29 protein-coding genes are annotated in these 26,591 nt (G+C 60.7%); 15 read left to right on the forward strand and 14 right to left on the reverse strand.

From position 1 onward, the window contains the following. The first annotated feature begins 98 nt into the window (after positions 1 to 98). The 7 genes from rpoD (at position 99) to AC1DE4_RS09125 (ending at position 6,626) form a co-directional block, all read left to right on the forward strand. A complete protein-coding gene (rpoD, locus tag AC1DE4_RS09095; protein ID WP_007534225.1) occupies positions 99 to 2,150 on the forward strand; it encodes an RNA polymerase sigma factor RpoD in 2,052 nt (683 codons plus the stop codon). A gap of 210 nt (positions 2,151 to 2,360) precedes the next feature. Next, positions 2,361 to 2,654, forward strand: a complete 294-nt coding sequence (locus tag AC1DE4_RS09100; protein ID WP_018116303.1) for a GYD domain-containing protein — start codon at positions 2,361 to 2,363, stop codon at positions 2,652 to 2,654. Positions 2,655 to 2,816: 162 nt separating this feature from the next. After that, positions 2,817 to 4,022, forward strand: coding sequence for a DUF930 domain-containing protein (locus tag AC1DE4_RS09105; protein WP_018116302.1), 1,206 nt, complete (start codon positions 2,817 to 2,819; stop codon positions 4,020 to 4,022). Between the two features lie 80 nt (positions 4,023 to 4,102). Further along, a complete protein-coding gene (locus AC1DE4_RS09110) occupies positions 4,103 to 4,264 on the forward strand; it encodes a hypothetical protein (RefSeq protein ID WP_018116301.1) in 162 nt (53 codons plus the stop codon). 112 nt (positions 4,265 to 4,376) lie between these two features. After that, positions 4,377 to 5,177, forward strand: coding sequence for an AraC family transcriptional regulator (locus AC1DE4_RS09115; RefSeq protein ID WP_477881111.1), 801 nt, complete (start codon positions 4,377 to 4,379; stop codon positions 5,175 to 5,177). 69 nt (positions 5,178 to 5,246) lie between these two features. Beyond that, on the forward strand, positions 5,247 to 6,134 hold the full coding sequence (locus AC1DE4_RS09120) for a DMT family transporter (RefSeq protein WP_025659302.1): 888 nt from the start codon (positions 5,247 to 5,249) through the stop codon (positions 6,132 to 6,134). A gap of 111 nt (positions 6,135 to 6,245) precedes the next feature. Next, positions 6,246 to 6,626 (forward strand): DUF427 domain-containing protein, encoded by a 381-nt coding sequence (locus tag AC1DE4_RS09125; RefSeq protein WP_477881113.1) that lies wholly within the window; start codon positions 6,246 to 6,248, stop codon positions 6,624 to 6,626. A 186-nt stretch (positions 6,627 to 6,812) separates the two neighbouring features. On the opposite strand, the gene AC1DE4_RS09130 is transcribed toward AC1DE4_RS09125, so the two are convergent. Continuing rightward, positions 6,813 to 7,838, reverse strand: a complete 1,026-nt coding sequence (locus AC1DE4_RS09130; protein WP_025659304.1) for a porin — start codon at positions 7,836 to 7,838, stop codon at positions 6,813 to 6,815. A 488-nt stretch (positions 7,839 to 8,326) separates the two neighbouring features. Here AC1DE4_RS09130 and AC1DE4_RS09135 point away from each other — a divergent pair, with 488 nt between their 5' ends. From AC1DE4_RS09135 to AC1DE4_RS09155, 5 genes are all read left to right on the forward strand, one after another. After that, positions 8,327 to 9,322, forward strand: coding sequence for a LysR substrate-binding domain-containing protein (locus tag AC1DE4_RS09135; RefSeq protein ID WP_018857168.1), 996 nt, complete (start codon positions 8,327 to 8,329; stop codon positions 9,320 to 9,322). A 199-nt stretch (positions 9,323 to 9,521) separates the two neighbouring features. Continuing rightward, positions 9,522 to 9,875, forward strand: a complete 354-nt coding sequence (locus AC1DE4_RS09140; RefSeq protein ID WP_018857167.1) for a DUF1428 domain-containing protein — start codon at positions 9,522 to 9,524, stop codon at positions 9,873 to 9,875. Positions 9,876 to 9,956: 81 nt separating this feature from the next. Beyond that, on the forward strand, positions 9,957 to 10,379 hold the full coding sequence (locus tag AC1DE4_RS09145; protein WP_018116230.1) for a secondary thiamine-phosphate synthase enzyme YjbQ: 423 nt from the start codon (positions 9,957 to 9,959) through the stop codon (positions 10,377 to 10,379). 102 nt (positions 10,380 to 10,481) lie between these two features. Next, the gene (locus AC1DE4_RS09150; protein ID WP_018857165.1) at positions 10,482 to 10,781 is read left to right on the forward strand and encodes a hypothetical protein; all 300 of its coding nucleotides are present in this window, start codon (positions 10,482 to 10,484) and stop codon (positions 10,779 to 10,781) included. Positions 10,782 to 10,949: 168 nt separating this feature from the next. Then, positions 10,950 to 11,300: a hypothetical protein gene (locus tag AC1DE4_RS09155; RefSeq protein WP_018116228.1), complete on the forward strand. Its 351-nt coding sequence runs from the start codon at positions 10,950 to 10,952 to the stop codon at positions 11,298 to 11,300. Between the two features lie 80 nt (positions 11,301 to 11,380). Here AC1DE4_RS09155 and AC1DE4_RS09160 read toward each other — a convergent pair whose 3' ends face one another. The 3 genes from AC1DE4_RS09160 to AC1DE4_RS09170 all read right to left on the reverse strand — a co-directional run bounded on the left by AC1DE4_RS09160 (position 11,381) and on the right by AC1DE4_RS09170 (position 13,291). After that, positions 11,381 to 12,367: a DMT family transporter gene (locus AC1DE4_RS09160; RefSeq protein ID WP_477881116.1), complete on the reverse strand. Its 987-nt coding sequence runs from the start codon at positions 12,365 to 12,367 to the stop codon at positions 11,381 to 11,383. A 117-nt stretch (positions 12,368 to 12,484) separates the two neighbouring features. Next, positions 12,485 to 12,970, reverse strand: coding sequence for an NUDIX hydrolase (locus tag AC1DE4_RS09165; protein WP_477881118.1), 486 nt, complete (start codon positions 12,968 to 12,970; stop codon positions 12,485 to 12,487). 60 nt (positions 12,971 to 13,030) lie between these two features. After that, on the reverse strand, positions 13,031 to 13,291 hold the full coding sequence (locus AC1DE4_RS09170) for a hypothetical protein (RefSeq protein WP_018116204.1): 261 nt from the start codon (positions 13,289 to 13,291) through the stop codon (positions 13,031 to 13,033). Positions 13,292 to 13,669: 378 nt separating this feature from the next. On the opposite strand from AC1DE4_RS09170, the gene AC1DE4_RS09175 reads away from it, so the two are divergent. After that, on the forward strand, positions 13,670 to 14,158 hold the full coding sequence (locus AC1DE4_RS09175) for a GAF domain-containing protein (RefSeq protein WP_169681517.1): 489 nt from the start codon (positions 13,670 to 13,672) through the stop codon (positions 14,156 to 14,158). Between the two features lie 12 nt (positions 14,159 to 14,170). Here the strand turns inward: AC1DE4_RS09175 and AC1DE4_RS09180 are convergent, their stop codons facing one another. The 8 genes from AC1DE4_RS09180 to AC1DE4_RS09215 form a co-directional block, all read right to left on the reverse strand. Further along, a complete protein-coding gene (locus AC1DE4_RS09180; RefSeq protein WP_169681515.1) occupies positions 14,171 to 14,521 on the reverse strand; it encodes a ribbon-helix-helix domain-containing protein in 351 nt (116 codons plus the stop codon). 21 nt (positions 14,522 to 14,542) lie between these two features. Next, positions 14,543 to 15,139, reverse strand: a complete 597-nt coding sequence (locus AC1DE4_RS09185) for a DJ-1/PfpI family protein (protein ID WP_018857159.1) — start codon at positions 15,137 to 15,139, stop codon at positions 14,543 to 14,545. A gap of 172 nt (positions 15,140 to 15,311) precedes the next feature. Next, a complete protein-coding gene (gene cydX / locus AC1DE4_RS09190; RefSeq protein ID WP_018857158.1) occupies positions 15,312 to 15,422 on the reverse strand; it encodes a cytochrome bd-I oxidase subunit CydX in 111 nt (36 codons plus the stop codon). Between the two features lie 12 nt (positions 15,423 to 15,434). Beyond that, complete coding sequence (gene cydB / locus AC1DE4_RS09195; protein ID WP_169681513.1) at positions 15,435 to 16,589, reverse strand: cytochrome d ubiquinol oxidase subunit II; 1,155 nt, start codon at positions 16,587 to 16,589, stop codon at positions 15,435 to 15,437. Between the two features lie 5 nt (positions 16,590 to 16,594). Beyond that, positions 16,595 to 18,175 carry a cytochrome ubiquinol oxidase subunit I gene (locus AC1DE4_RS09200; RefSeq protein ID WP_477881121.1) on the reverse strand — a complete coding sequence of 527 codons (1,581 nt, stop codon included), beginning with the start codon at positions 18,173 to 18,175 and terminating at the stop codon, positions 16,595 to 16,597. A 76-nt stretch (positions 18,176 to 18,251) separates the two neighbouring features. After that, positions 18,252 to 19,943 (reverse strand): thiol reductant ABC exporter subunit CydC, encoded by a 1,692-nt coding sequence (gene cydC / locus AC1DE4_RS09205; RefSeq protein ID WP_477881123.1) that lies wholly within the window; start codon positions 19,941 to 19,943, stop codon positions 18,252 to 18,254. Further along, entirely contained in the window at positions 19,940 to 21,634 is a 1,695-nt protein-coding gene (cydD, locus tag AC1DE4_RS09210) for a thiol reductant ABC exporter subunit CydD (protein WP_169681507.1), read from the reverse strand. The genes cydC and cydD overlap by 4 nt, the downstream gene beginning before the upstream one ends. Positions 21,635 to 21,638: 4 nt before the next feature. After that, positions 21,639 to 22,217 carry a GbsR/MarR family transcriptional regulator gene (locus AC1DE4_RS09215; RefSeq protein ID WP_018857153.1) on the reverse strand — a complete coding sequence of 193 codons (579 nt, stop codon included), beginning with the start codon at positions 22,215 to 22,217 and terminating at the stop codon, positions 21,639 to 21,641. Between the two features lie 290 nt (positions 22,218 to 22,507). Here AC1DE4_RS09215 and AC1DE4_RS09220 point away from each other — a divergent pair, with 290 nt between their 5' ends. Then, positions 22,508 to 23,182 carry a Crp/Fnr family transcriptional regulator gene (locus AC1DE4_RS09220; RefSeq protein ID WP_051085590.1) on the forward strand — a complete coding sequence of 225 codons (675 nt, stop codon included), beginning with the start codon at positions 22,508 to 22,510 and terminating at the stop codon, positions 23,180 to 23,182. A 91-nt stretch (positions 23,183 to 23,273) separates the two neighbouring features. Further along, positions 23,274 to 24,434, forward strand: coding sequence for an aminotransferase (locus AC1DE4_RS09225; protein WP_169681505.1), 1,161 nt, complete (start codon positions 23,274 to 23,276; stop codon positions 24,432 to 24,434). 250 nt (positions 24,435 to 24,684) lie between these two features. Here AC1DE4_RS09225 and AC1DE4_RS09230 read toward each other — a convergent pair whose 3' ends face one another. Both AC1DE4_RS09230 and AC1DE4_RS09235 read right to left on the reverse strand, forming a co-directional pair. After that, positions 24,685 to 25,791, reverse strand: coding sequence for a Gfo/Idh/MocA family protein (locus AC1DE4_RS09230; RefSeq protein ID WP_018857150.1), 1,107 nt, complete (start codon positions 25,789 to 25,791; stop codon positions 24,685 to 24,687). 11 nt (positions 25,792 to 25,802) lie between these two features. Then, entirely contained in the window at positions 25,803 to 26,588 is a 786-nt protein-coding gene (locus AC1DE4_RS09235; protein WP_169681503.1) for a ThuA domain-containing protein, read from the reverse strand. Positions 26,589 to 26,591: the final 3 nt, after the last annotated feature.

Consider the following 26,591-nt stretch of genomic DNA (forward strand, 5'->3'; position numbering starts at 1 on the left):
GAGACTAGGTGATTCGAGACGGTCGTTTGCGGCGTATCGGCTGCGTGCGGCCGTTCACTGCGACGAGTTTGAATAGCGTCAGGAAGGCGACGACATAAATGGCAACCAAGGTCAAAGAAAACGAAGAAGCGGAAGTCGAACGCGACGGCGGCACCGACGGCCCTCTTCTCGATCTTTCCGATGACGCGGTCAAGAAGATGATCAAGGCCGCGAAGAAGCGCGGCTATGTAACGATGGACGAGTTGAACGCCGTCCTGCCGTCAGAAGAAGTGACGTCCGAGCAGATCGAAGACACGATGTCGATGTTGTCGGACATGGGCATCAACGTCATCGAAGACGAAGAAGCCGAGGAAGCCACGGCCGGCGGCGACGATGATGATTCCGGCTCCGACGACGAGAGCGAAGGCGGCGAGCTCGCACCTTCCGGCGGCACTGCCCTTGCGACCGCCAAGAAGAAGGAACCGACCGACCGCACCGACGATCCGGTTCGCATGTATCTGCGCGAAATGGGCTCGGTGGAGCTGCTGTCGCGCGAAGGCGAAATTGCGATCGCAAAGCGCATCGAGGCCGGCCGCGAAACCATGATCGGCGGCCTCTGCGAAAGCCCGCTGACGTTCCAGGCGCTGATCATCTGGCGCGATGAGCTCAACGAAGGCACGACGCTGCTTCGCGAGATCATCGACCTCGAAACCACCTATTCCGGCCCGGAAGCCAAGGCTGCACCGCAGTTCCAAAGCCCCGAGAAGATCGAGGCTGACCGCAAGGCCGCCGAAGAGAAGGAAAAGACGCGCCGCGTCCGTTCTGGCGACGACGACATCACCAATGTCGGCGGCGAAGGCCTTCCTCCGGAAGAGGAAGAAGAAGACGAAGACGAGTCCAACCTGTCGCTCGCCGCTATGGAAGCGGAACTGCGCCCGCAGGTCATGGAAACGCTCGACATCATCGCCGAGACCTACAAGAAGCTGCGCAAGCTTCAGGACCAGCAGGTCGAGCAGCGGCTCGCTGCCACCGGCACGCTGTCGTCTGCCCAGGAGCGCCGGTACAAGGAGCTCAAGGATGAGCTCATCAAGGCCGTCAAGTCTCTGTCGCTGAACCAGAACCGCATCGACGCCCTCGTCGAGCAGCTTTACGACATTAACAAGCGCCTCGTTCAGAACGAAGGCCGCCTGCTGCGTCTCGCTGAATCCTACGGCGTCAAGCGCGACTCGTTCCTCGAGCAGTATCAGGGCGCCGAACTCGATCCGAACTGGATGAAGTCGATCGGCAATCTGGCGGCACGCGGCTGGAAGGAATTCGCCAAGGGCGAAAACACGACGATCCGCGACATCCGCCAGGAGATCCAGAATCTCGCAACGGAAACCGGCATCTCGATCTCGGAATTCCGCCGCATCGTGCACATGGTGCAGAAGGGCGAGCGCGAAGCCCGCATCGCCAAGAAGGAAATGGTCGAAGCGAACCTTCGCCTCGTCATCTCCATCGCCAAGAAGTACACGAACCGTGGTCTGCAGTTCCTCGACCTCATTCAGGAGGGCAACATCGGCCTGATGAAGGCGGTCGACAAGTTCGAATACCGCCGCGGCTACAAGTTCTCGACTTACGCGACGTGGTGGATCCGTCAGGCGATCACCCGTTCCATCGCCGACCAGGCCCGCACGATCCGTATTCCGGTGCATATGATCGAAACGATCAACAAGATCGTCCGCACGTCGCGCCAGATGCTGCACGAAATCGGTCGCGAGCCGACACCGGAAGAACTGGCCGAAAAGCTTGCCATGCCGCTCGAAAAGGTCCGCAAGGTCCTGAAGATCGCCAAGGAGCCGATCTCGCTCGAAACCCCTGTCGGTGACGAAGAGGATTCACACCTCGGCGATTTCATCGAGGACAAGAACGCGCTGCTGCCGATCGACGCCGCCATCCAGGCGAATCTGCGCGAAACGACGACTCGCGTTCTGGCATCACTGACGCCGCGCGAAGAGCGCGTGCTGCGCATGCGTTTCGGCATCGGCATGAACACCGACCATACGCTCGAGGAAGTCGGTCAGCAGTTCTCGGTTACCCGCGAACGTATCCGTCAGATCGAAGCGAAGGCGCTGCGCAAGCTGAAGCACCCGAGCCGTTCGAGAAAGCTTCGCAGCTTCCTGGACAGCTAAGCTTCCACCTTCGACTGGAAACATCCAAGAGCCGGGCCCTGTGCCCGGCTTTTGCTTTTCTGGCACCCTTGCGGGCCGTGGCATTTCTTGTTGTCGCATGGGGACAGGAGTAAGGTAGACACTACGGGGGACAGGACCGACCACAGCGCGTGAGCGAAGGTCGCCATAGCCTGTTGCGTAGGGCCAAGACCCTCCGGTGGGAGGTGTGCAATGACCACTTACATCGTGCTTATTAATTGGACGGATCAGGGAATTCGCAACGTTCGCGACTCGGCAAAGCGCCTGGACGCGGCAAAGAAGCTGCTTGGCGACATGGGCGGCTCCTTCCAGAATTTCTTCCTTACCTTGGGCGATCACGACATGGTTGCTGTCTGCGAGGCGCCTGACGATGCTGTCATGGCGCGCTTCGGGCTGTCGCTTGGGATGGCGGGTAATGTGCGCACCAAGACTTTAAAGGCGTTTCCGGAGGCTGCCTATCGCGAGATCATAGGCTCGCTCGGATAGCCCTTGACCTTCTCGCAGAGGCGAATACGCGCAAACATGTGGAGGACGTGCCGCGCGAAAACGGTTGCGGTTGCGTGACACGAGGCTTTTTTGTTTTACGGCTTGATGATGCCTTCTTAAAAGGCCACATCGGTAGCGTGGCGCAGGGCATCGTTCGTAGGCATGCAACAGACTTCGGGAAAGAAATGGGGAGCATTCGGCTGGGGCATCTTTGCCTCCGTTCTGCTGCACCTTGCCGTCGTCGGCTTCTTTCTCGTGAAGCTGCCCGTACCTGCGCCTCAGCCGGAGGAGGAAACCGTCAGCGTCGACCTCGTGCCACCGCCAGAAGAAAAGAAACCAGAGGAAAAGAAACCCGAGGAGAAGCCGCCGGAATTGAAGATGCCGGAAGAGCCCAAGCCAGAGGAGCCGAAACCCGAGGAGAAGAAGGCGGAGGAAAAGCCGGCCGAGAAGCCGCCGGAACCGCCGAAGCAAGAGAAGGCCGAGCAGCCGCCGCCTCCGCCACCACCGCCTCCGCCGCCGGAGCAGGCAAAGGCGCCGGAAGAGAAACCGCCGGAAAAGCCACCGGAAGCAGCAGCTGCAGAGGATGCCAAGTCCAAGGAGCAGTCTGGCAAGGGGCAGCCGCTGCCGGTGCTGCGCCCGGTGACGGAATTTGGCGACAAGGATACCGGCCCGGAGAAATCGACCGAGGGGGATGCTTCCGTCGCGGGTGTAAAGTCGGATACGCCGAAGCCTTCACCTGAACCCAAGCCTGAAACCCAGGAAGATCAGGTGAAACCGGAGCAAACAACAGAGGCAGCCAAGACACCTGAAAGCAAGGAACCGCCGGCCAATCCGGTCCCTGATGATGTCGACCTGCCGCGGGTCGACCTGGCGGAAAGCCATGCCGAGAAGAACGGTCCAGCCGCCGGCGCCGAAAGCGAGGCCAAGACCAGCTTTGAGCAGGGCAAACCGCCCAATGCAACGAAGCCCGATGCGACGGCAACCGCACAGGCGGACAAGCCCGTCGAGCTGACGGAGGCGAAGACATTGTTCTCGCAGAATATGACGAATGATCCAGTGGCGAGAACCGCAATGGGCGATCTGCCGCGGAGTGTTCGTGTCGACCAACTCTGCGGCACGGAGCTTCGGCAGCAGCTGATGCATGGTTCCCCGTCATATCGGCCGGAACTCCTGCCATCCTACCGCTTGTCAAAGGGCACCGTTCTCCAGGTCCGGAAAGGCGCATTTCGGGCTGCGGGCCGCTGGTATGATGTCAGTTTCCGTTGCGAGGTGGACGATGGGGCCACGAAAATCCAATCGTTCAGCTTTGCCGTCGGCAATCCGGTTCCAAGGAGCGAATGGGCGAGCCGCCGTTTCCCGATGGACTAGCGTTCACCAGTTCGGCGCAAGACAGTCCCTTTAACCCTTTCCCATCGCCACATGTCGGTGGCGCGTGAAAGGACAATGAGATGTCGAACGAAATCGAGCGCTTCTTCGAACTGCAGGATGAAGCGACCAAGGCTGCCTTTTTCGAGAATCGCGGAGACGAGCTCACCGATATCCTGGTTGCCGCGCTCGATGATGTCTGGGCGATTCTGGCAGACAAGGATCTGGGCGAAACGCTCCATTGAGCACTTTGGCCAGCATGATCGCTTGAGGCGATGGGCAGCGAGGGGTGTCGCTTGCCGTTGTTTTCGGTGGCTTCGGCTGGCACTATGCGGCTTCATCTCTGAAAGCCCACTCATGGCCCGCAGTCAATTTCGCATGTTCAGGTCGGCGGTTGCCGGCATTGAGGCCGTGGCTGCCAGTAGCGGCCGGAGCTTCGCGCGCCATACTCATGAGCAGTTCGGCATCGGGCTGGTTTCGTCAGGTGCGCAGAAATCGCTGAGCGGGCGTGGGATGGTCGAGGCTGGTGCCGGCGACATCATCACGGTCAATCCGAACGAAGTGCATGATGGCACGCCGATCGGTGAGGGCAGGTCGTGGCGAATCCTCTACTTCGACCCTGCGGTGATCACTGCCAACCTCTCCGAAGTTACAGGGGGACGACGATCGGCGGTCGAGATTGCGCATCCGGTGCTGCATGACAAGGCGATCGCGGCGCACTTCGAGGCAGTTTTTGCGCTCTTGACCTTCGAGGGAGGGCGGCAACTGCAGCTGGAGCAAGCCCTGCTTGAACTCGTCGCCCGCGTCTTTGCGGAGGCCGTCCCGAACGATCGGCCGGGTGCACCCCAGGCCATTCGGACCGCGCAGGAAATGATCGACTGCGATCCTACAGCGGCAATCTCTCTGTCCGACCTGGCCCGTGCGAGCCGGCTCAGCCGGTTTCAGGTATTGCGGGGTTTCGCGAAAGCAACCGGCATGACGCCACATGCCTATCTGGTCCAGCGCCGCATCCATCTTGCGCGGCGTCTGATCGCGGGCGGCGCACCCTTGGCGGAGGCCGCCATTGCCAGCGGCTTCGTCGACCAAAGCCACATGACGCGCGTGTTTGTGCGGAAGTATGGGGTCTCTCCGCGCGCCTATGCCAATGCGGTCGCCTAACTGCGCTGCAATTTCATACAAGATCGCTAGATAATTATGGTCTTTCTTCTGCGCAAACAGGAGAAGGCGATGCAGCGACATTTGCAAGGTTACCTCTATCTGACTCTGGCGATGATCACGGTTGGCAGCACCGTTATCGCAAGCCGGGTCATTGCGTCAGGCATGCCGCCGTTCACGGCGACAGCTCTGCGCTTCGCCGCTGCCTTCCCGTTCTTCCTACTTTTGATGGGTATGACCGGGACCCGCCTGCCAAGCTTGCCGCTTCGCGACTGGATCATCGTCTTCGTTCAGGCCGGTGCGGGCAGTGTTGGCTACACGACCTTGCTGATCTCAGGCCTGAAGCTGACCACCGCGGCCGACGCGGGCGTCATCATCGGGACGTTGCCGGTTGTCGCCGGGGCGCTTTCCGTCGTTGTTCTGCGCGAAAAGCCTCGTTCGTCGATGGTGCTGGCAATCGTGCTGGCGACAACCGGCGTTTTGTTCATCGCGCTTTCACCCGATGCCGGAAGTGGATCCCTGCCTGGCAACGCACTGGTTTTCGGAGCCGTGATCTGCGAAAGCCTGTTCATACTCCTGAACAAGAACCTCAGCACACCGATCTCGGCGCTGACGCAGTCTGCATTGATGACGGGGATTGGCTTCGGCGTCGCCATGGTGGCGGCCGTCTTGGCAGAAGGTGTGCCACGGGAATTCTCGGCAGGTGCGATGTCGGCAGTGATCTACTACGCGCTGGTGCCGACCGTTGTCGGTTTCATCCTTTGGTATGCCGGGGCGGAGCGTGTGAGCGGCGTCGAGGCGTCGCTTTTCACCGCAGTCGCACCGGTTTCCGCGTTATTGATGGCCTTCGTGATACTCGGTGAGCCGCTGCATTCCAACCAAGTTGCCGGCGTCGGCTGCGTGCTGGCGGCTGTCCTAGGACTCGGCTTGTTTCAGCGACGGGCGATGGCGGCAAAGTAGCGTTGTTTGCCGGTGCCGTTCACGGGCGGCGGAAGCGAGGACCCGCCACGGCCGCTCCTGCAATTTGATGGCGCGGCTCCTATATCTGAGTTCTGGCCGAAGGAGCTGCCGATGTCTGCACAATCGATGAAGATACCCGGTCCCGATCACCCGATTACCGTCACGCCCAATCCTGCGCGCGTCGTCATAAAGCTGCGCCGGCAGGCTATTGCCGATAGTCGCAATGCGTTGTCGCTGAAGGAAGCGTCCTATCCTGCCGTTCAGTACATACCGCGCGCTGATGTCGATATGGCGCTTCTCACCCGGAGTGATCACCATACCTACTGCCCGTATAAGGGCGAGGCGTCGTATTTCAACATTGTTTTGGGCGGTGCGGAGGTCGTGAATGCGATCTGGACCTATGAAAGTCCGTATGCCGCTGTCAGCGAGATCAAGGAGCACCTCGCTTTCTATCCCGATCGGGTCGACTCGGTTGAGGAGTTTCCGGGCTAGTGCAGCTCATGGGCGAAACGCCGAATAAGGTAGTGTTCGCCGCGGAGCCGCGGATTCTTGGGAGGAAACAAGGACGGTCCGGCAGGGAAACCGGACCAGTCCCCGTAACTGATCGGAGGTCAATCGGATCAGAAAACGCAGTACCAGGCGGCGCCCTAGGTTGATCCAGGGCGCCGGGGAGTTTGATTAGAACGCGCGCTGCAGGCGGAAGAAGCCCTTCGTTACTTCGTCAGCGTCGTCCGGATCGGTGTAGTCGACGGTTGCCTTGGCATAGAGATTGTCGACGATCTGGTAGTCGACCGTGATGCCGACCTTCCAGGCATCGCCGAGGCCGTCGAACGAGTTGCCGTGGAAGGTGTCGAGATCGGGAACGTAGTTGCCGAAGTACTGGGCCATCGGGGTGATGGTCCACTTGTCGGTCGCCTTGATCGCGTATTCTGCCGCAACAGTCCATTCCGACTGAGAGTAGTAGGAGTTCGGACCAGATGCATAGACACCTGCCAGGCCGAGGGTGCCAGGGCCGATATCAGCGAAGATCATGCCTCGAACAGCGCCTTCTTCGTTGTCGGTGTCGTAGCCGCCGATGAGCTGGTAGCTGACTACGCCAGCCTTGCCGCCAACGCCGAGGGCGACGCCAACGTTGTTCGGGTTTTCACCGTCCTTGAAGTAGCCGTCTTCTAGTTCGTCTACGCTGATGCCGGCGTAGAAATCGCCGTTTTCATACTGGTAGCGAATGGAGTTGTGCAGGGTTTCAAAGCTGGAGAGAACGTCCGGCTCGCCGGAAAGGTCGTCATCCCACCAGCTGTAGAACAGACCAGCGCGGAAGCCGGCGATGTCGATATATGCCGAGTCCAGGGTCGAGTTGGTCGAAGCGTTGTCGCCGTTGTTACGGAGAACGATAACGCCGGTGAGCGGACCATACTCGGTGTCGCTCTTGGCGGTGAACTGAACCTGAGCGCGCGTACGGGCGTTCCAGTCCGAGGTGCCCTTCTGATCCGGGCCGCCATAGACTTCAAAACGCAGGTAACCGCTGACCTTGAGGCAGGTTTCGGTGCCCGGGATGTAGAAGTAGCCCGTGCCGTACGCGTCGCAGACGCGGACGTATTCAACTGGCTCGGGTTCAGCTGCGACGATTGCGTCAGCAGCAAAGACCGGCGTGGACGCAGCAGCAAATGCTGCGGCGGAGGTCAGCAAAGCCATCCGTATGTTCATTTGAAAATCCATTTCCTTTTCGAGTGAACTGCCACCGTGGGAGACGGGGCGGTTCCGATAGTCTGCCTTTCGGCTGGCGGATCAGCGAACCGCCGAAGCCTTAATTTCATCCTTGATTAAATCTATCAATTCTCCCGGTATGAAAATCCCTCGTTGAGACAGCCGTTTGGCTCTTTGTGTGGTTTTTATGTAACAATATCAATCACTTAGGCGCAAAGACACCTTGCGCCGCAACTCTGCGGGGCATCGCGGTGGCCGGTGCTGTTTTCGGAGGCTCGTGGGAGCGCGTCTGGCGCCATCATTGCAATGGCGCCAAAGGAAATCTCCCCGCAGATAGTCCCGCCGCCGGTCGAACTGAAGGGCGCTGATTGGAACGCAGTGTTCCAAATTTGGAACGAAATCTTGTTCGTGGCGGTTGGCATCATCTGCCGGGACAGGTAAGCGATAACGGGCCGCCGGCCTGTCGTGCTTACTGAAAGGGGTGCCCCATGCTCAATGCAGAGGGTGTTTTCCAGGATCTGAACGATTTCGTCTATTTTGCCGCAGTTGTTCGTCACAACGGCTTTTCCGCCGCCGGGCGGGTRCTGAACATGCCGAAATCAAAGCTCAGCCGGCACATCACTGCGCTGGAGACGCGGCTTGGTGTCAGGCTGCTCGAGCGAACGGTCAACCGGTTCCGGGTGACGGAAATCGGACGCGCCTTCTACAATCACTGCGAAAACATGCTGCGCGAAGCCGATCGCGCCGCCAAGGCGATCAACGATGCAACCGGCGAGCCACAGGGGCAAATCCGCATAAGCGTGCCGCACGGATTGCTGGACGGCTCTCTTGGCACCATGATCCCGGAGTTTCTCAATAGATACCCCAAGGTGCAGCTGCAGATACTCACCACGGATCGGCGAGTCGACATCATCGATGAGCGCCTTGATCTTGCAGTTCGGGCGCAATTGACCGAGGAGACCGATTCTGAACTGACGATGCGAGTGCTCAGCAAGGTGGATTTGATCCTTGTGGCCAACCAGAAGGTTGCGAGCTCGCTGCCGTCGATCGAAGGCGTCGAATGTCTTGCCGATGCACCAACGGTATCGTTTGCCGGGCCGATGACGGAGTGGCAGGATTTGGATGTCTGGGAATTCACCGGACCGGATGGCACTCGATACCGGCACCAGCACAAGCCACGCATGAGTTGCCGCAGCGTGTCGGCGATTCTAGAGGCTATCTATGCCGGGGTCGGGGTAGGGCTTTTGCCCGACCACATCTGCGCCGAGGGGATACGCGACGGCCGGTTGGTCCGCCTTCTGCCGGATTACCGGATGTCGCAGGCCACGATCTATCTCGTCTTTACGGCCTCTCGAGGACTGCCGACTGCGGTTCGGGCGCTCGTCGACTTTCTCGTGGAACAGTTCCGAACGCTGCGCGTCACCACGCAGTGCCAGGAGGCCGACATGCAGGCGCAGCGGCTTATCGAGTTGTCCGGCGCTTAGCCCGCGCCCGAGCKCAGCGACGCCGATCTTCGCCATTCGCCGCGCCCTAGAGAAGCTGTCGACAGTCGGCTCGAAATTATTCCCGGCGGCAATTCTCTTGCCTATCGCCGATCCTGCCTAATCTTAAGTTGAAGAGGGATGTCGGTCCAAGCCGCCTCCGTTCGTCCTTGGACGCGCAACAACGCTAAGGGAGAAAAACATGTCCTATGTCGATGGGTTCGTCGTGGCTGTGCCGCAGAAGAACATCGAGGCGTACAAGGCCTTTTCCGCCACCACCGGCGCAGTCTGGAAGTCCTATGGGGCCAAGGAATATGTCGAATGCATCGCCGATGATGTGCCATATGGGGAACTGACCTCGTTTCCCCGTGCGGTCCAGGCGGCAGATGATGAAGTCGTGATCTTTTCCTGGATCGTCTATAGCTCACGCCAGGACCGGGACGACATCATGAAGAAGGTGATGGCAGACCCGCGCCTTCAAGGCGACGCGTGGAAGTCCATCTTCGATGGCAAACGGATGATTTTCGGTGGATTCGTTCCCTTCCTGCAGCTTTGAGAGTTCGGAGGAAATGCGGTACTGACATAAGGTCAGCCGAACGTCTCGTCTCGCAAGAGATATGCAAGTGGAACATCGTTCATGCCCCAGAAGATCATCAGCATTTCCACCAGGGGGCAAGGATTTTACGAGTTTACAGCAGAAGCAGCATCTTTCGTTCGTGCCACTGGCGCGGCCGAAGGGCTGCTGACGGTTTTCGTGCGCCACACCTCATGCTCGCTGCTCATCCAGGAAAACGCCGACCCGGATGTTCGCACCGACCTCGACGGATTCTTCCGTCGATTGGTGCCACCCAGTTCCGATCCTTCGATGCGTTGGATTGTCCATACGACGGAGGGTCCCGACGATATGCCCGCGCATATCAAAGCCGCGTTGACGCAGGTTTCCATCGGCGTTCCGGTTATCGGCGGTCGGCTCGCACTCGGCACATGGCAAGGAATCTACCTGTTCGAACACCGCGACAGGCCGCATCGGCGCGAGATCGTGCTGCATCTCGGCGGCTGAACCCGAACTSAACGGCCAGTTCGAAGATCATTCATTTTCATAGGGTTATGGTCTGCACAATCCCGTACGGGAGATGTAAGCAACCATTTAGAGAGTCGTATCATGACCCATTTCATCACCAAGGCTTCCTTTGCCGCTCTTATCGCATTGGCCTCGATTCCGTTCGCTACGCCGAATGCCTCGGCTTCGGAATGGGGACGTCCACCAGTCCATGTTCAGCACCGTCCAATGCATGCCTGCTCGCCCGTGCAGGCGGTTCAGAAGGCACGTTGGTCGGGTCTGCGCTCAGCGCGCGTCACCAACGTTACGCCGCGCCGTGTCGTCGTTTCGGGCCGCGACCATCGCGGCTGGGACCAGATGGTCTTCGCCAACGTTCGCGGTTGCCCCGTGATCCGCCGCTAAATGACTTCGTCCACAATGGCGCCCTCGGCTTGCCTTGCCCGCGCCATTTTCGGCCTGCTCTGTGCGAATCGCATATGAATGCGCAAATCCGGAAGGGTTGGACCTGACCTTGCCGGCAAGAGTGTAGCGAATGGGGAAGGCCTTTGCCGTACCCGAGGGAGAATTTCGATGATGCAATTTCTGGCCAAGGCCGGCCTTGCGACGTTGCTCGTTGTCGGCACGGTTGCCGGGGTGACTGCGCCGGCTTCCGCCCAGGTAGACGTCTATATTGGTAGTGGCCGCCCGCCACCGCCTCCGGGTTACTACCGCCCGCCACCGCCCGACTATAACCGCCCGCCGCCGCGTGGCCGCGGCTGTGACCCGCGGCTGGCAGAAGACATCGCACGTGACTACGGCTTCCGTCGTGCACGTGTGGTCGACGTCACGCCTCGCCGTGTGATCGTCGAGGGCTGGACGCGCCGCGGCGCGGACGAAATCAGCTTCGCCAACGCCCGCGGCTGCCCGGTCCTGCGCCGCTGACGGCGACGATCGCCAGACCCTGAGAAAATAGAAAACCGCCTTCGCAAACGTCTTTCGACTTCGGCAAGGGCGGTTTCTTTTTAGGCTTGAGGAATCGCGTGCGAAGCCGTTTGAGCCGGTTGCTCAATGTCGCCGGTCTCGTCGGTTGAGGTCGCAAGCGACGCCTGATTGTCAGCGGAAACGACCGCCCGCGGCAGCGGCGTGCCGCGTTTCTTTTCACGAGCCAGCGTCAGCAAGCCCGAGCAGATGATGAGAACGATGCCGGCAGCCATAGCAAGGTCGATGGCGTCGTCGAAGATCAAATATCCGAACGCGATGGCCCAAAGCATCTGGCTATACTGCGGAGGGGCAACGAGATTGGCCGGCGCTAGCCGGGCCGCGGTCATCAGCATGACGTTGCCCGCCCCACCGAGCAGGCCGTAGCTTGCAATGAACAGCCATTGGCGCGGAGTTGGAACGACCATCTCCGAGAGCATCAATATGCCGCTGACGGCAAGTGTGCCAAGCTGCGCTGCACCGTACAGCGACAGGCGCTTTTCGGCGGGCCCCATCTTTCGCATGATGACGATCGAGATTGCCGCAACCAGGCCGCCGATTGCCGCCGCAAGGTGACCAGCGGACAACTCGCGAAAACCCGGACGCAGCACGATCAGAACGCCGATGAAACCGACGACCACGGCCGCCCAGCGCTGCCAGCGCACATCTTCGCCGAGAAAGATGACTGACAGAATAGTTACGAAGGACGGCAGAAGAAACAGCAGACAGAAAGCCTCGGCCATCGGGAGCTTTGTGAATGTAATGATCGAAGCTATTGCTCCTATCGCGCCGCAAAAGAATCTCATCAGCCACAGAGTACGGTTCGTGCTCCGGACGATATCGAGCCAGGAATCGTCCCTGCCTTTGATGAAGGGGAGCGCGGCGCAACCGAACAGCGCGCCGATGAAGGCGATCTGATAGGCGGGTACGCCGCCATCCAGGATCTTGATCGATGCGTCACTGAACGCGAACACGGCATAGGCGCCAAACGCGATGAGAACACCGCGCGTTGCTGAAGAGAGGGCTGTCATGAATCAGATTCGTCCGGGAGGAGAGTCTTCCAACTTTTACGGACAGCTGGCGGCAAAGCGATTGCCGATTGCGAATAGCTGCCATGCGCAATCGCAAGCCCAGGCTCTCACCGGCCTTCAGGTCGCATATACCTCCAGCGGGCTCTGCAACCGCCGTCGAAGGAAATCCGCGAGCAGCGGTTGCTGCCCTTTCAGGATCTTTTGCTCCGCATCCGGTAGTGTGAACCATTCGGCTCGGTCGACTTCGGGAAATTCCGCCATCACGCCGGAGCGCGGCGGCCACTCCATCTGAAAGTAATTGCTGGCAATGGCTTTGAGATCGGTGTCGGCCTCGATGGCCCAGGCGACGACAATCTTGCCACCGGGTTGTTTGTATTCCCCGAGATGGTGAAAACTGCCTTCGACGTCTACGCCCAACTCCTCGCGGGTTTCACGTCTTGCGGCATCAAGCTCATCTTCGTCCTCTTCCACGAGGCCCTTGGGGATCGACCACGCGCCGATGTCCTTCTTAGCCCAGTAGGGGCCTCCGGGATGAACCAGGAGGACCTCGTAGCTACCATCGCGGAGGCGGTAGATCAGCAGGCCTGCACTCCGCTTGGCCATCTCGACTGCATCCTTTTGCTCTGGGAGGAACGCTGGGCGTGAAGGCCCAGCGTCCTGCTTTTAGTTTGGGGTCTGGCGAAGGGCCACGCCATAGTCGCGGTAAACGCTCAGGCAATCGGTATAGCTAAGCGAGCCGTTCTCGCCGTAAATGACATGGGCGCTGGACGCGCTGGTTGCCGCTTCCTCCGATACGAAAAGGATCGCCTCGCCAAGTGATTTTCCCGTGATCGGGAGTTCGGTGCCATCTTCCTGCATGATACCTTCAATGATTGCCGCTATCTGGCGGTGGCTAAAGACCGCCCGTCTGTCTTCCGGTGTCATCGTTCTTACCTCTGCTTGAAATCAATGGATCTATCTGCCCAGCCGAAGCGGTTTCATGACTTCGTGCGCAGCTCTGGTCGACATAGCTGCTCCGCTCGTCGGAATGCCCTAACAATGAGGGGCGGCAGGCGCGTTACCTGACCATCGCCCGATATCGCCGTGTGCGCAAACCGCAGCTGCCGGCCGACTTGGGTCACGACCGCAATAGGTCGTGATAGGGAACTAGATAGAGTCGGATCATCGACCGACAAGGTGGCTGGCGATAACTATCACCATCTAGTGACACAGTGCTCCGTCCCGGCCATCACGATTGCGTTTGGCAATCGGCATGCGTGTCACTATATCGACGCTCACCACAAAAACAGAAGCGACACGGACATGTTTCAACCTGCGACCATTAATTCCGCCAGCAAGGCCGATTTTTACGGGGAGCTCAGCCAGCAACTGAAGGGCTTGCTGCACGGAGAAAGCGATACGATCGCCAACGCCGCGAACACCTCGGCTCTCATGTTCGAAATGATGCCGGATCTGAATTGGGCTGGCTTTTACTTCCTGAAGTCGGACAGCGAGCTGGTCCTCGGGCCGTTCCAGGGTAAGGCGGCATGTGTCCGCATTGCCGTTGGCCGGGGAGTTTGCGGGTCGGCTGTGGAGAAGGGGACTTCGATCCTCGTGGAGGACGTGCATGCATTTCCCGGGCATATCGCCTGCGATGCTGCGTCCCGTTCGGAACTCGTCGTGCCGCTCCATCACAACGGCAAGATCCTCGGTGTCATCGACCTCGACAGCCCGACTGCGTCCCGCTTCGACGCTGAAGATCAGGCCGGTGTCGAGGCTATAGCGCGGATTTTCGTCGAGGCGAGCTACTGAACCCTTTCGGGCTCAGTGATATTTCTCCCGCTCGCGAACGAGGATTGCCGGAGCATTCAGCCCGGCAATCGATTGGTTGACATCCGCCGGGATATCTCCTGTCAGCTGGAGATCGAGGTAACGCGCGCAGCACACCCTCAGGAAAGACGTGAAGTTCCCGAGATCGTGGCCGGCATCGATGGATTCGTGATGCAACCTGGTAATCAGCTGCGTAACGTTCATGCGGTCTCGCCTGGCGATCTCTTCCAGTTTCGACCAGAAGAAGTTTTCCAGTCGAACGCTTGTCACCATGCCATCAATCCGCAACGATCGAGTCGTGCTCTCCCAGAGCTTCGCGTCCGCCTTGATGAACAGCTCGCACATCTCGTCTCTCCCTCCGTCTCCTCAGGCGGCGTCCGTTTGTAGCAGCGCCGATGCGTCCAGCACAGCCATGAATTGCCGTAACCAGGAGGGATGTGCCGGCCATGCCGGTGCGGTGACGAGGTTGCTGTCCGAGACCGCGTCGCTGATGGCGATATCCGCGTAAATGCCGCCGGCGAGTTCGACTTCCGGGCGGCAAGCGGGATAGGCCGAGCAGGTGCGGCCCTTGAGGACACCGGCTGCGGCAAGGAGCTGAGCGCCGTGGCAGATCGCCGCTACAGGCTTGCCGGCCTCGAAGAAGTGCCGGACGGCTTTGATGACATCAGGGTTGAGGCGCAGATACTCGGGCGCGCGACCGCCAGGGATCACGAGCGCGTCGTAATCTTCAGCGCGAATACTGGAGAAGGTTGCGTTGAGCGCGAAGTTGTGACCGCGCTTCTCGGAATAGGTCTGATCGCCTTCGAAATCATGGATAGCGGTCGCGACTGTCTCGCCGGCATTCTTGCCGGGGCACGTAGCGTGAACCGTATAGCCGCAGGCGAGCAGCGTCTGGAATGGGACCATCGTTTCATAGTCCTCGGTGAAGTCGCCGGTAATCATCAGAATCTTCGAAGCTGGCATCTGTTTCCTCCCAAAACCAACGGGAGGAGCTTAGCAAGGCAGGCGAGCGAACGGGTACTAAGGGAATACTACAGCCGAGATTCCGATGAGGCCGCGCGCGCAAAAAGCAAAGGGGAAGCACCGGTCGAGCGCGTCCCCGTCTGTTCTATTGCCAGGCAGACAAAAAAAGTCGCTATTGCTTCTTCTTTTTTGCCTCGTCGTCCATCAGTTCATACCACATGGCGTTGAGGACGGCGAAGGCGGCGGCCAGAGGCAAGCCGAGGATCCATGCGAAGTACCACATCGTCTTTCTCCTTTAATAAGCGTGGCCGCTCTTGTCGTTGACCGTCCCTTCATCGACCTTGCCCCAGAGAACTTTGTAGACCCAGGAAGTGTAGGCGATGATTATCGGTAGAAAAATCAGCGACACGACAAGCATGACGAATAGCGTCGTGTGGCTCGACGAGGCATCCCACACCGTCAGGCTCGAGTTTGGCTCGAGCGAGGAGGGCAGGATGAACGGGAACATCGAGAGACCGACGGTCGAGATGATTCCGAAGATCGAGAGCTTGCTGAAAAGCAGCGTTGCGACTTCCCACTTCGCCCGCATGGCGACAAAGGCTGCCGCGGCTCCAAGGAAGCCCAGGACCGGCGCAATCATCATCCACGGATAGGTGCCGTAGTTGGCCAGCCACGAGCCGTCATGCGCTGCCGTCTTGAGGAGCGGATTCGACGGACCGGCCGGATCGATCTCGCTGGTGATGTTGTAGCCGTTTACACCAAGCGCCAAAAAGATTCCGCCGAGCGCGAAGAGGGCGATCACGCCAAGCGCGGCCAGGCTGCCGTAGCTTCTTGCACGCTCCGCGACCGGATCGCTGGCTTTCAGGACCAGCCAGGCTGCACCGTGCATGACGAGCATGGCGACCGAAAGCAGGCCGCAAAGCAGCGCGTATGGGTTCAGCAACCCGAAGAACGACCCCTCGTAGAAGATGCGCATGTCAGCCGGATCGAAGCGGAAGGGTACGCCCTGCAGCACGTTGCCGACGGCTACCCCGAAGATCAGCGACGGAACGAAACCGCCGATGAACAGCGCCCAGTCCCAGTTGTTGCGCCAGCGGGCGCTCTCGCGCTTCGAGCGATATTTGAAGCCGACCGGCCTCAGGATGAGCGCGAGGAGGATCGCGAACATCGCGAGGTAAAAGCCGGAGAACGAGACCGCGTAAAGCGGCGGCCAGGCAGCGAAGATCGCGCCGCCGCCGAGGATCAGCCAGACCTGGTTTCCTTCCCAGACAGGGCCGATCGTGTTGATGGCGATACGGCGCTCCGTATCCGTCTTTGCGACGAAGGGCAGCAACGTGCCGACGCCAAGGTCGAAGCCATCCGTGGCGGCAAAGCCGATCAGGATCACGCCGAGAAGCAGCCACCAGATCAAGCGCAGGATTTCGTAGTCTATGAGTTCGTGCAGGATCATGATCGTTACTCCGCGGCTGGAACGAGGGTTTCGGAGATCAGCTCGGCTTCCGGCTCATTGTCCGGCTCAGGTCCCTTTTGGATGGCTCTGATCATCAGCGTCATCTCGACGACGATCAGCACTGTATAGAGCGCGGCAAAGCCGCAGATCGTCAGCAGAACCGTGCTTGCGCCAAGGCTCGACACGGCCATTGCGGTCGGCAGCACACCTTCAATGACCCATGGCTGGCGGCCGATCTCGGCGACGACCCAGCCTGCTTCAATGGCAAGCCAGGGAAGCGGGATGGCGAAGACAGCGATCATCAGCAGCAGTGGATACTTATCCAGGTGGCGCCGTGCCGACAGCCAGAAGAAGGTCGCCGTCAGGACGATGAAGAACATGCCGAGCCCGACCATGACGCGGAACGACCAGAAGAGCGTCGGCACATGCGGAACGGTGTCGCGCGCGGCCTGGGTGATCTGGGCATCAGTCGCCTGGCGCGGATCGTCGACATAGCGCTTCAGAAGAAGGGCATAGCCAAGCTCATGCCCCAGTTCCTCGAAGGAGGTGCGGAGTTGAGGTGCAACCGCGTCCGGCGTTGCGGCGGCACGGATCTGCATCAGCGCGTCGTAAGCCTTGATGCCGTCGCGGATACGCCCTTCAGACTCCCGTTCCAGCTGGTCGATACCGGGTATTTCCGTCGTCAGCGAGCGTGTGCCGATCAGACCCATGACCCAGGGAATGTGAAYGGCGAAATGTGTCTCGCGCGCGTCCTGATCGGGGAAGCCGAAGGCGGTGAAGGCGGCAGGCGCCGGTTCCGTCTTCCACATTGCCTCGATGGCGGCGAGCTTCATCTTCTGGTTTTCGGTTGCGAGGTAACCGCTTTCATCGCCGAGGACGACGACCGACAGTGCCGAGGCAAGGCCGAAGGAGGCGGCAACCGTCATAGAGCGCTTCGCCATTTCGAGGTGGCGGCCCTTGAGGAGGTACCAGGCCGAAACACCGAGAACGAAGATCGACGCGCAGACATAGCCGGCCGAGACGGTATGGACAAACTTCGCCTGGGCGACGGGGTTGAAGACCACGTCGAAGAAGCTGGTGATTTCCATGCGCATTGTCTGCGGATTGAGCGCCGAGCCGACCGGGTTCTGCATCCAGCCGTTGGCGACGAGAATCCATAGCGCCGAGAAATTGGAACCGAGTGCCACACACCATGTCGCCATTAGGTGACCGACCCTCGACAGCTTGTCCCATCCGAAGAAAAACAGGCCAACGAAGGTTGCCTCAAGGAAGAAGGCCATCAGCCCCTCGATTGCGAGCGGGGCACCAAAGATATCGCCGACATAGTAGCTGTAATAGCTCCAGTTCATCCCAAACTGGAATTCCATGACGATGCCGGTGGCGACACCGATCGCGAAGTTGATGCCGAAGAGTATGCCCCAGAACTTCGTCATCTGTCGCCAGATGTGGCGGCCCGTCATGACGTAGACGGTCTCCATGATGGCGAGCAGCACGGAGAGTCCGAGCGTCAAGGGTACGAATAAAAAGTGGTAAAGCGCGGTCAGCGCGAATTGGAAGCGCGATAGCGCGACGATGTCTAGTTCCATTGTTTTTCTCCCACGGCCCCATGGGGTATGAAAAGTTTCCGCCAAACCGGATTGCCTGGCGGCCATGTCGTGTGACTCAGTCCGGTCTCAGCCGGTTCAAAGCCTTTTCGAACGCCGTCTCTCCACGGCGTGAAACTTCTGTGATGCGACCATCCTCCATGACCGCGATGGCATCGGCTATCGCGGCTTCGCGACGGATATGTGTGGCGATGACGAGCGAGCGTCCGTTCGCCTTCTCCACCAGACGGCGGATGACGTCGCGCGCGGTGGCGCCATCGAGACCTTCCGTCGGCTCATCCAGCAGCCAGAGCGGCGTGTCGCGCAGGAAGAGGCGGGCGAGGGCAAGGCGGCGCGACTGACCACCCGAGAGCCCCATGCCGCCTTCGCCAAGCGGCGTGTCGAGGCCGCGCGGCAAAGCTGCGACATCCTGCAAGAGGCCCGCCGCGGCGAGCGCCTCGCGCAGGGCGGTGTCTGGTGCATCGGGGCTTGCAAGCAGGAGATTGCCGCGAAGGCTATCTTGGAAAAGCTCCGTTCGCTGCGTCAGCAGGGTGGCGTCGAGGCACTCGACGCTTCCTTGGCTGGCGCGCATTTCGGCTGCGAGGAGGGAAAGAAGTGTTGATTTTCCGGCGCCGCTGGTGCCAACTAGGGCGAGCTTCTCCCCCAATTGCAGATCGAGATCGATATTGTGAAGCACGGGTGTTTCCGTGTCGTGTCCCGCGCTGACGCGGCTCAGGCGAAGCGCAAAGCCGGGAAGTGGCGCGGCGCTGTGGTGTAGTTCTTCATCATCTGCCGACAGGCGGGGCGCGATGCGGCGGGCAGCAATAAGCGTACGGCCAAGTTCCATCGCCCCACGGCGCAAGGCACCAAAGGGCTCGACAGYGGCGAAGGCGATCAGGATTCCAAGCACGGCGACTGGTGGGCTGACTGCGCCCCCATGGGCCAATGCCGCGACTGCCAGCAGCGCACCGGTCAGCAACGCAGTGGCGGTGAAACCAAGGCCGATTGTGATGCCGGCTTCGATGCGGTTTAGGCGGTCGTCGGCGGCCGCGGCGTAGTGGTCGGCATCGGCAATCGCCGTACGCTGCGCGTCGAGGCGTCCGGCCATCAGCAAGTCGGTCTGCCCGGCAACGAGATCGATGGTGCGGGCGCGAATGGCTTCGATGCCGTGGGTGCGTCGACGGGCGTGCTTCGTTGCCCGGCGTCCAGCAAACAGCGGAATGCCGAGACCTGCGACGAGCAAGACACTGCCGGCAGCCAGTCCAAAAAGCCGATCCATGAGACCAAGCGCGACGCTTGTTGCAAACGCTGCGACAATAGCGACGCCCGCGGGTACCAGCACGCGTAGGTAAAGGGAATCGAGTGCATCAATGTCGCCCGTCAGGCGGAAGAGCAGGCGGGCCGGTCGGCGTGCGAGCTCGCGTGCGGCACCGGGCGCGGCCCATCCACGGAACAGCCGTTCGCGCAGAGCCGCGAGGACGCTCAGCGTTGCGTCATGAGTGGCCAGCCGTTCGCCGTAGCGTGAGGCGGTTCGGCCGAGTGCAAGCAGGCGAATGCCGGCCGACGGCATGAAGATGTCGAAGGTGGCAATCGTTGCGGCCGAAAGTCCGGCGATGCCGGTTGCGGTGATGAACCAGCCGGAGAGGCCGAGCAGGGCAATCCCCGCGGAAACGGTGGTCGCGGAAAGTGCGGCCCCAAGAAGCAGACCGCGGCGGCGTGCGGTCAGGAAAAGCCTAACGATCGGCTTGAGGCTGGAAAGCGATGTGCTCACTCGGCGGCCTCCCGTGCAATTTCGCGATCAAGGACGACCGTCCGGCCCATGCGTGCGGCAAGCTGTGGGTCATGGGTTGCGACGACAAGGGTGCGGCCCTTGGCCAGAGCGAGCAGGCTCTCGGTGATGTCGCGTGCGGTTTCGGCGTCGAGATGGGCGGTCGGCTCGTCCGCAAGTACGATGCAGCCCTCCGCATTACAGGCGGCGCGGGCGATGGCGATGCGCAGGGCTTCGCCGCCGGACACTCCCGTGCCTCCATCGCCAAGCGGACGGCGAGCGTGGCTGCGGGCGAAGCGGCCGAGCTTTGCGAGATCAAGGGCTCTTGCCACGGCCTGCATGGAGACGCCGGGCCGGCCGAGCGAAATGTTACCGGCGACCGTGCCGGCAAAAATATGCGGCTTCTGGCCGACCCAGGAGATCTTGGCCTGAAGGGCGGGGCTGGCTGGTTGTCCGTCGAGGGTGACGCCGCCGGTCTCACAGGCGGCGTGGCCGGCGATCAGTGCGAGCAGGGTCGATTTGCCGGAGCCGCTGGCGCCGAGCAAAGCAACATGCTCGCCGGGGCGAATGCTCAAATTGAAGGTATCGATGGCGGCGTTGCTGCCCTCGCTGTAGCGGAAGCCGATATTCTCCAGGCGGATGGCACCAGCTGCAGTTTGGGGTGCGGATGTATCGCTTACGATGGGCAGTTGGAGTCCATCCGCGCTCAGCGCTTCGATCGCCTTGATCGCCGCTTCGCCGGCGGCACGGTCATGCCAGACAGCCGAGAGCTCGCGCAGCGGCTCGAAGAAGGCGGGTGCAAGCAGCAACACGAAGAGACCGCTCGTCAGGTCGAAACCACTGGCCCAGGCACCGAAACGGATCTCGCCGAGCAGGGAGAAGCCGACATAGACGGCGACCAGCGCGACGCCCAGCGCAGCGAAAAGCTCGAGAACCGCCGACGACAGGAAGGCGATTTTCAGAACGGCCATGGTGCGGGCCTTCAGCGAGTCTGCATCGGCTCTGAGCCTCGTCGCGGTGGCATCGACGGCACGAAGCGAACGGATCGTGGCCATGCCACGCAGGCGATCGAGGAGGAAACCGTTAAGGCCGCCAGTCGCCGCCAACTGCTTCTCACTCACCGCCTGCGCACGCCAGCCGATCAATGCCATGAAGATCGGGATCAGCGGCATGGCAAAAAGGAGAATGAGAGCTGCAATCCAGGAAATGGGGAACACGCAGGCAAGGATGACGAGCGGCACTGCACTCGCCTTGAAGCGGGCGGGTTGGAAGCGCGAGAGATAGGGAACGATCATATCGGCTTGCTCGCCGATGATGCTTGCGGCTTCGCCGGAGCTAGGTCTTTTGCTGTCGATCGGCGAGCGTCGGGCGAGGGCTGCGACGGCCAGTTCACGCCGCATCGACAATTCGGCGCGCGCTGCGCGAAATGCCATACGGCCACCGGTGGCCTCGAGGCAGCTTTTTACTATCCCGAGCAGTGCAATATAGATGGCGAGCCACAAGACGTCGTTGAAGCCGCCACCGTTCGCGATGCGGCCGACTGCCGTTGCGAGAAGCGCTGCCTGCGGGATCCAGATGAGCGATGCCAGGGTCTGGACAGCCGCTGCCTTGCGTAGCCCACCATGTCTGGGCACAGGTTTCGACGGCTTGCCGAAAGCCTGCTTTCCGTTTGCGTCTAAGCAAGCACTTGCCATAGCGCTAACTCTTGTTCGCAGGATTGGGCCGGCGGCCGCGGCCGAGCGAAACGACTCGGTCCTTGGCCTCTAGCAGCTTCGTCACTTTCGCACCTAAGGAGAGTAACGTTGCAAGCCGCTCTGTTTCAAGTTGTTTTACGTCTTCGTACCAATGCGTTAGCTGCTCGATCAGGGCGTGCATCTCGCTCATGCGCTCTTGGGCATGGCGCTCGGCATCGCTTGCCGGGCGCTGCATCAGGATTTCCCGCAGCACCGAGAGCGTCGGATCGACCTCGCGTTTCTTGCGCTCTTCCGCCAGCGTTCGCAGGATCTGCCAAACGTCGTCCGGGGTGGTGAAGAAGTCGCGCCGGTCATCCGGTTTGTGTTTCAGCAGGACGAGGTTCCAAGTCTGCAGTTCGCGCAGGCTCATCGAGACGTTCGAGCGCGAAATGCTGAGGGCATCGGCAATTTCCTCGGCACAGAGCGGTGAAGGCGACACGTAGAGCAGGGCGTAGATCTGGCCGACCGTGCGGTTGATGCCCCAGCGCGAGCCCATTTCACCGAAATGCAGAACAAAGGATTGAACCAGTGGTGGGAGATTCATATCGGTCTCCGTAATGTCTGTAATTTCAGAAATTTCTGAAATCACTATAATCCGGTCGGCTGTCTGGGCAATCGGCAAGTGAGGCCTGCGGCAATTTGGTGCCTCGATAGGGGTCAGGAAGCAGAAGCCGGCCGATCGCTGGGGAACGGCGTAGCGCGCCGCTGCATCGTGACACTTTGACCACGATCAAGAAATTGCTGTTCTCTCGCCATGGCCGTGGTCTATGCTTTTGCGCGGAGCTGATTTTGATGCGCAAAGACATACATAATTCAAACATACCAGTGCGTTGCATGAGCTGTGAGATCCGCCACAAGGGCGTGTGCGGTGCGCTCAGCGCTGAGGAGCTGCTGATGCTTTCCGCGCATACACGCCTGGTCAATTATCAATCCGGCGACGAGCTCGCTGGCGAGAAGATGCCGGCCGAATCCTATGCCACCGTGATCCGCGGCGTCGTGAAGCTTACTAAGAGGCTGGAAGACGGACGACAGCAGATCGTCGGCCTGCAGTTCGCTCCTGACCTTCTCGGCAGGCTCAATGCGAATGAGAATGCCGTGTCGGTGGAGGCTGCCTCCGACGTCAACCTCTGTCGCATTCCGAAGGCCGCGCTGGAGCGCATGGTCAAGAGTAATCCCGCACTGGCCGAGCGGCTGATGGCGCAGGCGCTGCGTGAGCTGGACGAAGCGCGGGACTGGATGGTAACGCTCGGACGCAAGACGGCCGCCGAGAAGGTTGCTAGTTTCCTGTTGCTGATCGCCACCCATCTCGATCCCGAAACTGTCGGCGAAAAGCGCCGGTTCGAGCTGCCTTTGTCGCGGGCCGACATTGCCGACTTCCTGGGGCTGACCGTCGAAACGGTTTCCCGCCAGCTGTCGAAGCTGAGAACCGACGGCGTGATCTCGATCGTCGCCAACAGGCATATCGAGGTGCCGAAGCTGTCAAAGCTCAAGGCCTGTTGCGGCTCCTGACGATCCCTGTGCGGCATTCTTGAATGCAGGTTGCCGAGCAAGCCCATTCCGTGCAGGAGTGATGGTTCACCTCGTTCGAGAAGAGATCTGCATGTCTGCCTTGGCCAATCCGCTTGTTTCCCGCCTGTCTCCGCCACCCATTCCCTCGGTTCTCGCCTGGGCTCGCGAATACAAGGGCGGCAAAGGTCCACTGGTCGATCTCTCGCAGGCGGTGCCCGGTTATCCAGCCCATCCCGAAATGTTGCGGCTGCTCGGCGAAGCGGCATCTTCGCCGAAGACGACGGGCTATGGGCCGATCGAGGGCGAGGGCGTGCTGAGAGACGCCTATGCCCGGCATATGTCTGACGTCTATGGGGCGTCCGTTGCTGCCGCCAATATCCATATCACTGCGGGCTGCAACCAGGCCTTCATGTCGGTGGCCATCGCGCTCGTCGGTTCCGGCGATACCGTGGCGCTGACCAACCCGTTCTATTTCAATCAGGAGACGACGCTGTCGATGCTCGGCATCAAGCGCGTTCTCGTCGACTGCAATACGGAAAATGGCTTCCTGCCTGAGGTGCAGCCGGCCGAAAAGGCGCTCGCGGCCGGCGCCAAGGTCTTGGCGGTGGTCACGCCGAACAATCCGACGGGCGCTGTCTATCCGCCTGAATTGCTGCTGGAACTGTTTAACCTCTGCCGCAAGCATGGGGCGTGGCTGATCGTCGACGAAACCTATCGCGACTTCCTTCCCGAAGGCTATGGCGCCCCGCATCCGTTGCTTGGCATCCCCGGCTGGGAAGACACGCTGATCCTGCTCTACAGCTTCTCGAAGTCCTTCTGCATTCCCGGCCATCGTCTCGGAGCGATCACCGCCGGCGTTAACGTCGTTGCCGAGATTACCAAGGTCATGGACAACATGCAGATCTGCGCGCCGCGCGCTGCGCAGGTTGCCGTTGCCGAGGCAATGCCGATCCTTGCGGACTGGCGGGCGGGAAATCGCCTGGAGATTGCGCGCCGCGCGGATGCGTTGCGGGCCGTCATGTCCGGATTGCCTGGCTGGGAGATCGGTGCGCTTGGCGCCTATTTCGCGTTCATCCGCCACCCGTTCGCGGAGCTCAGCTCAGCCGCTGTCGCAGGGCGTCTGGCGAAGGAGGCCGGTGTTGTTTGCCTACCTGGGAGCTATTTCGGGGAGGGGCAGGAGCACTATCTCCGCCTGGCTTTCGCCAATGCCGATGCGGCTTCGATCAGTTTGCTCGCGGATCGTCTTCGGTAGTTTTGAAATGATGAAGGCCCGCGCTAGCGGGCCTGCATTGTTCAACTCCTGTGGCGTATCGAAGCGGATGTCCCATCCGTCGTCACCCCGGCCCATGAGCCAGGGTCCAGCGCGCGCAAGTCCTTGCGCGCGAAAGATCTTTTCGCACCGCGGACGCCGTGCGGCTGGATGCCGGCTCAAGGCCGGCATGACGGAGACAGTCGTATGAATGTCCGCATCAAGGTGCCTGGCTTTTTCGCAGGTGCCTTTGTCAGACCACGACGGTCAGCGGCGGTATCCGCTTGTCTGCCGGGCTATCCTGCTCGGAGGCCTCCAGCAGATTGAGCTCCCGCCGCTCCTTCTCCGACACGATCGCAAGGTCGAGGACCTTCTGCAGATTAGCGGCGTGGCGGAAGGTCGGGTCGTCCTGCTTTCCGGTTCTGACGGCTTCCGCAAAGCGCTGATAGTTGGTCAGAACAGCCGGGACCTCGATGTCGCGCCAGGTGGCGGTCTCGATATCCTCGCCGAAGCAGCCGCGCAGTTCGGAACCGTCAGGGCGATGGATGACCTCAAGGCTGCCCTTTTCGCCATAGACGCGAAGTTTCAGCTCATTGAGATGGCCGGTTGCCCAGCGGGTCGCATGGATGACGCCGAGTGCACCATTGGTGAAATCGACCGACATGGTGAAGCTGTCGTTGGCATCCAGCAGGTACTCGCCGATCTGGCCGCCCGGTGCCTTGTTAAAGGTCTTAAGGCGGGCAAAGACGTGGTCGATATCGGTCGCCGCGCCATAGGCGGCGAAGTCGAGGATGTGGATGCCGACGTCGCCGAGCACGCCGTTCGAGCCGTGACCGGTCGACAGGCGCCACAGCCAGCGCGATTCCGTGCGCCAGTCGCCCCAGGCGCGCGAGACCAGCCAGCTTTGCAGGTAGGAGGCCTCGACGTGCCTGATGGTGCCGAGTTCTCCCGCCAATACCATTTCGCGGGCCCGCTGCAGCGGAGCGACGTTGCGATAGGTGAGGTTGACCATGTTGATGACGCCGGCAGCCTCTGCCGCTTCCGTCATCTCCAAGGCGTGGTCGTAATGCTCGGCCAGCGGCTTTTCGCAGAAGACGTGCTTGCCGGCTGATATCAGCGCCAGGCTCGTCGCGTGGTGGATGCGATCAGGCGTGACGTTGGTGGCCGCGTCGAATTCACCCCATGCGATCGCTTCCTCGAGCGTCTGGAAGCGCTTCTCGATGTGGAAGTGATCGGCAAATTCGGTGAGGCGCGCCGGGTCGGTATCGACGGCGCCGACAACTTCCACGCCGTCGATGGCGAGGAAGTTGGCAACCTGGTTTCTGGCCATCGAGCCGGTGCCAAGAACGAGTAGTCGCATATGTGTGCTCCTCAGCGGTAACCGGCTTCGCCGGCCTGATGCAGTCGCGGGCCGCGTTCGACGATCGGCTCGAGAGCCTTTTCGACCGGAACATTCGGGGCATCGGTGATGTTCTTCAGATCGCCCTGTGGGTTATAAGCCCATTTCACGCCGTTGATGAGTACCTTCTGAACGTTGGCATCATGATAGGTCGGATAGGTTTCGTGGCCAGGGCGGAAGTAGAAAATGTTACCGGCGCCACGACGCCAGGTAAGTCCCGAACGGAAGACTTCGCCGCCCTGGAACCAGGAGATGAAGACGGTTTCCAGCGGCTCCGGCACGGAGAACTGCTCGCCGTACATTTCCTCGTTCTCGAGAACGAAGTTTTCGTCGATGCCGGCTGCGATCGGGTGGCGCGGGTTGATCGTCCACAGACGCTCGCGCTCGCCGGCTTCGCGCCACTTCAGCGCGCAGGGGGTGCCCATCAGACGCTTGAAGATCTTCGAGAAGTGGCCGGAGTGCAGGACGAGAAGGCCCATGCCTTCCCAGACGCGCTTGGCGACGCGCTCGACGACAACGTCGGAGACCGCGCCGTGATCCTTGTGGCCCCACCAGGTGAGGACATCGGTTTCGGCAAGGCGGGCTTCCGTCAGGCCGTGCTCGGGCTCCTGCAGCGTGGCCGTCGTCGCCTGGATCGCCGGATCGGTATTCAGCGCGTTGGCGATGGTGGTGTGCATGCCTTTGGGATAGATGCCCCGAACGATGGCATTGGTGGTCTCGTGGATGTTTTCACCCCAGACAATGGTGCGAATAGGCAAGGT

It is taken from the genome of Rhizobium sp. 10N414 (assembly GCF_056394785.1).

Coding starts and splice junctions, on each gene's coding strand:
- AC1DE4_RS09220 (WP_051085590.1), top strand. CDS start 22,508: ATGAGCTGTGAGATCCGCCACAAGGGCGTGTGCGGTGCGCTCAGCGCT.
- AC1DE4_RS09115 (WP_477881111.1), top strand. CDS start 4,377: ATGGCCCGCAGTCAATTTCGCATGTTCAGGTCGGCGGTTGCCGGCATT.
- AC1DE4_RS09140 (WP_018857167.1), top strand. CDS start 9,522: ATGTCCTATGTCGATGGGTTCGTCGTGGCTGTGCCGCAGAAGAACATC.
- AC1DE4_RS09185 (WP_018857159.1), bottom strand. CDS start 15,139: ATGCCAGCTTCGAAGATTCTGATGATTACCGGCGACTTCACCGAGGAC.
- cydD (WP_169681507.1), bottom strand. CDS start 21,634: ATGGCAAGTGCTTGCTTAGACGCAAACGGAAAGCAGGCTTTCGGCAAG.
- AC1DE4_RS09225 (WP_169681505.1), top strand. CDS start 23,274: ATGTCTGCCTTGGCCAATCCGCTTGTTTCCCGCCTGTCTCCGCCACCC.
- AC1DE4_RS09125 (WP_477881113.1), top strand. CDS start 6,246: ATGTCTGCACAATCGATGAAGATACCCGGTCCCGATCACCCGATTACC.
- AC1DE4_RS09175 (WP_169681517.1), top strand. CDS start 13,670: ATGTTTCAACCTGCGACCATTAATTCCGCCAGCAAGGCCGATTTTTAC.
- cydX (WP_018857158.1), bottom strand. CDS start 15,422: ATGTGGTACTTCGCATGGATCCTCGGCTTGCCTCTGGCCGCCGCCTTC.
- AC1DE4_RS09120 (WP_025659302.1), top strand. CDS start 5,247: ATGCAGCGACATTTGCAAGGTTACCTCTATCTGACTCTGGCGATGATC.
- AC1DE4_RS09180 (WP_169681515.1), bottom strand. CDS start 14,521: ATGTGCGAGCTGTTCATCAAGGCGGACGCGAAGCTCTGGGAGAGCACG.
- AC1DE4_RS09105 (WP_018116302.1), top strand. CDS start 2,817: ATGCAACAGACTTCGGGAAAGAAATGGGGAGCATTCGGCTGGGGCATC.
- AC1DE4_RS09110 (WP_018116301.1), top strand. CDS start 4,103: ATGTCGAACGAAATCGAGCGCTTCTTCGAACTGCAGGATGAAGCGACC.
- cydB (WP_169681513.1), bottom strand. CDS start 16,589: ATGATCCTGCACGAACTCATAGACTACGAAATCCTGCGCTTGATCTGG.
- AC1DE4_RS09145 (WP_018116230.1), top strand. CDS start 9,957: ATGCCCCAGAAGATCATCAGCATTTCCACCAGGGGGCAAGGATTTTAC.
- AC1DE4_RS09130 (WP_025659304.1), bottom strand. CDS start 7,838: ATGAACATACGGATGGCTTTGCTGACCTCCGCCGCAGCATTTGCTGCT.
- AC1DE4_RS09170 (WP_018116204.1), bottom strand. CDS start 13,291: ATGACACCGGAAGACAGACGGGCGGTCTTTAGCCACCGCCAGATAGCG.
- AC1DE4_RS09165 (WP_477881118.1), bottom strand. CDS start 12,970: ATGGCCAAGCGGAGTGCAGGCCTGCTGATCTACCGCCTCCGCGATGGT.
- AC1DE4_RS09150 (WP_018857165.1), top strand. CDS start 10,482: ATGACCCATTTCATCACCAAGGCTTCCTTTGCCGCTCTTATCGCATTG.
- AC1DE4_RS09230 (WP_018857150.1), bottom strand. CDS start 25,791: ATGCGACTACTCGTTCTTGGCACCGGCTCGATGGCCAGAAACCAGGTT.
- rpoD (WP_007534225.1), top strand. CDS start 99: ATGGCAACCAAGGTCAAAGAAAACGAAGAAGCGGAAGTCGAACGCGAC.
- AC1DE4_RS09155 (WP_018116228.1), top strand. CDS start 10,950: ATGATGCAATTTCTGGCCAAGGCCGGCCTTGCGACGTTGCTCGTTGTC.
- AC1DE4_RS09160 (WP_477881116.1), bottom strand. CDS start 12,367: ATGACAGCCCTCTCTTCAGCAACGCGCGGTGTTCTCATCGCGTTTGGC.
- AC1DE4_RS09215 (WP_018857153.1), bottom strand. CDS start 22,217: ATGAATCTCCCACCACTGGTTCAATCCTTTGTTCTGCATTTCGGTGAA.
- AC1DE4_RS09100 (WP_018116303.1), top strand. CDS start 2,361: ATGACCACTTACATCGTGCTTATTAATTGGACGGATCAGGGAATTCGC.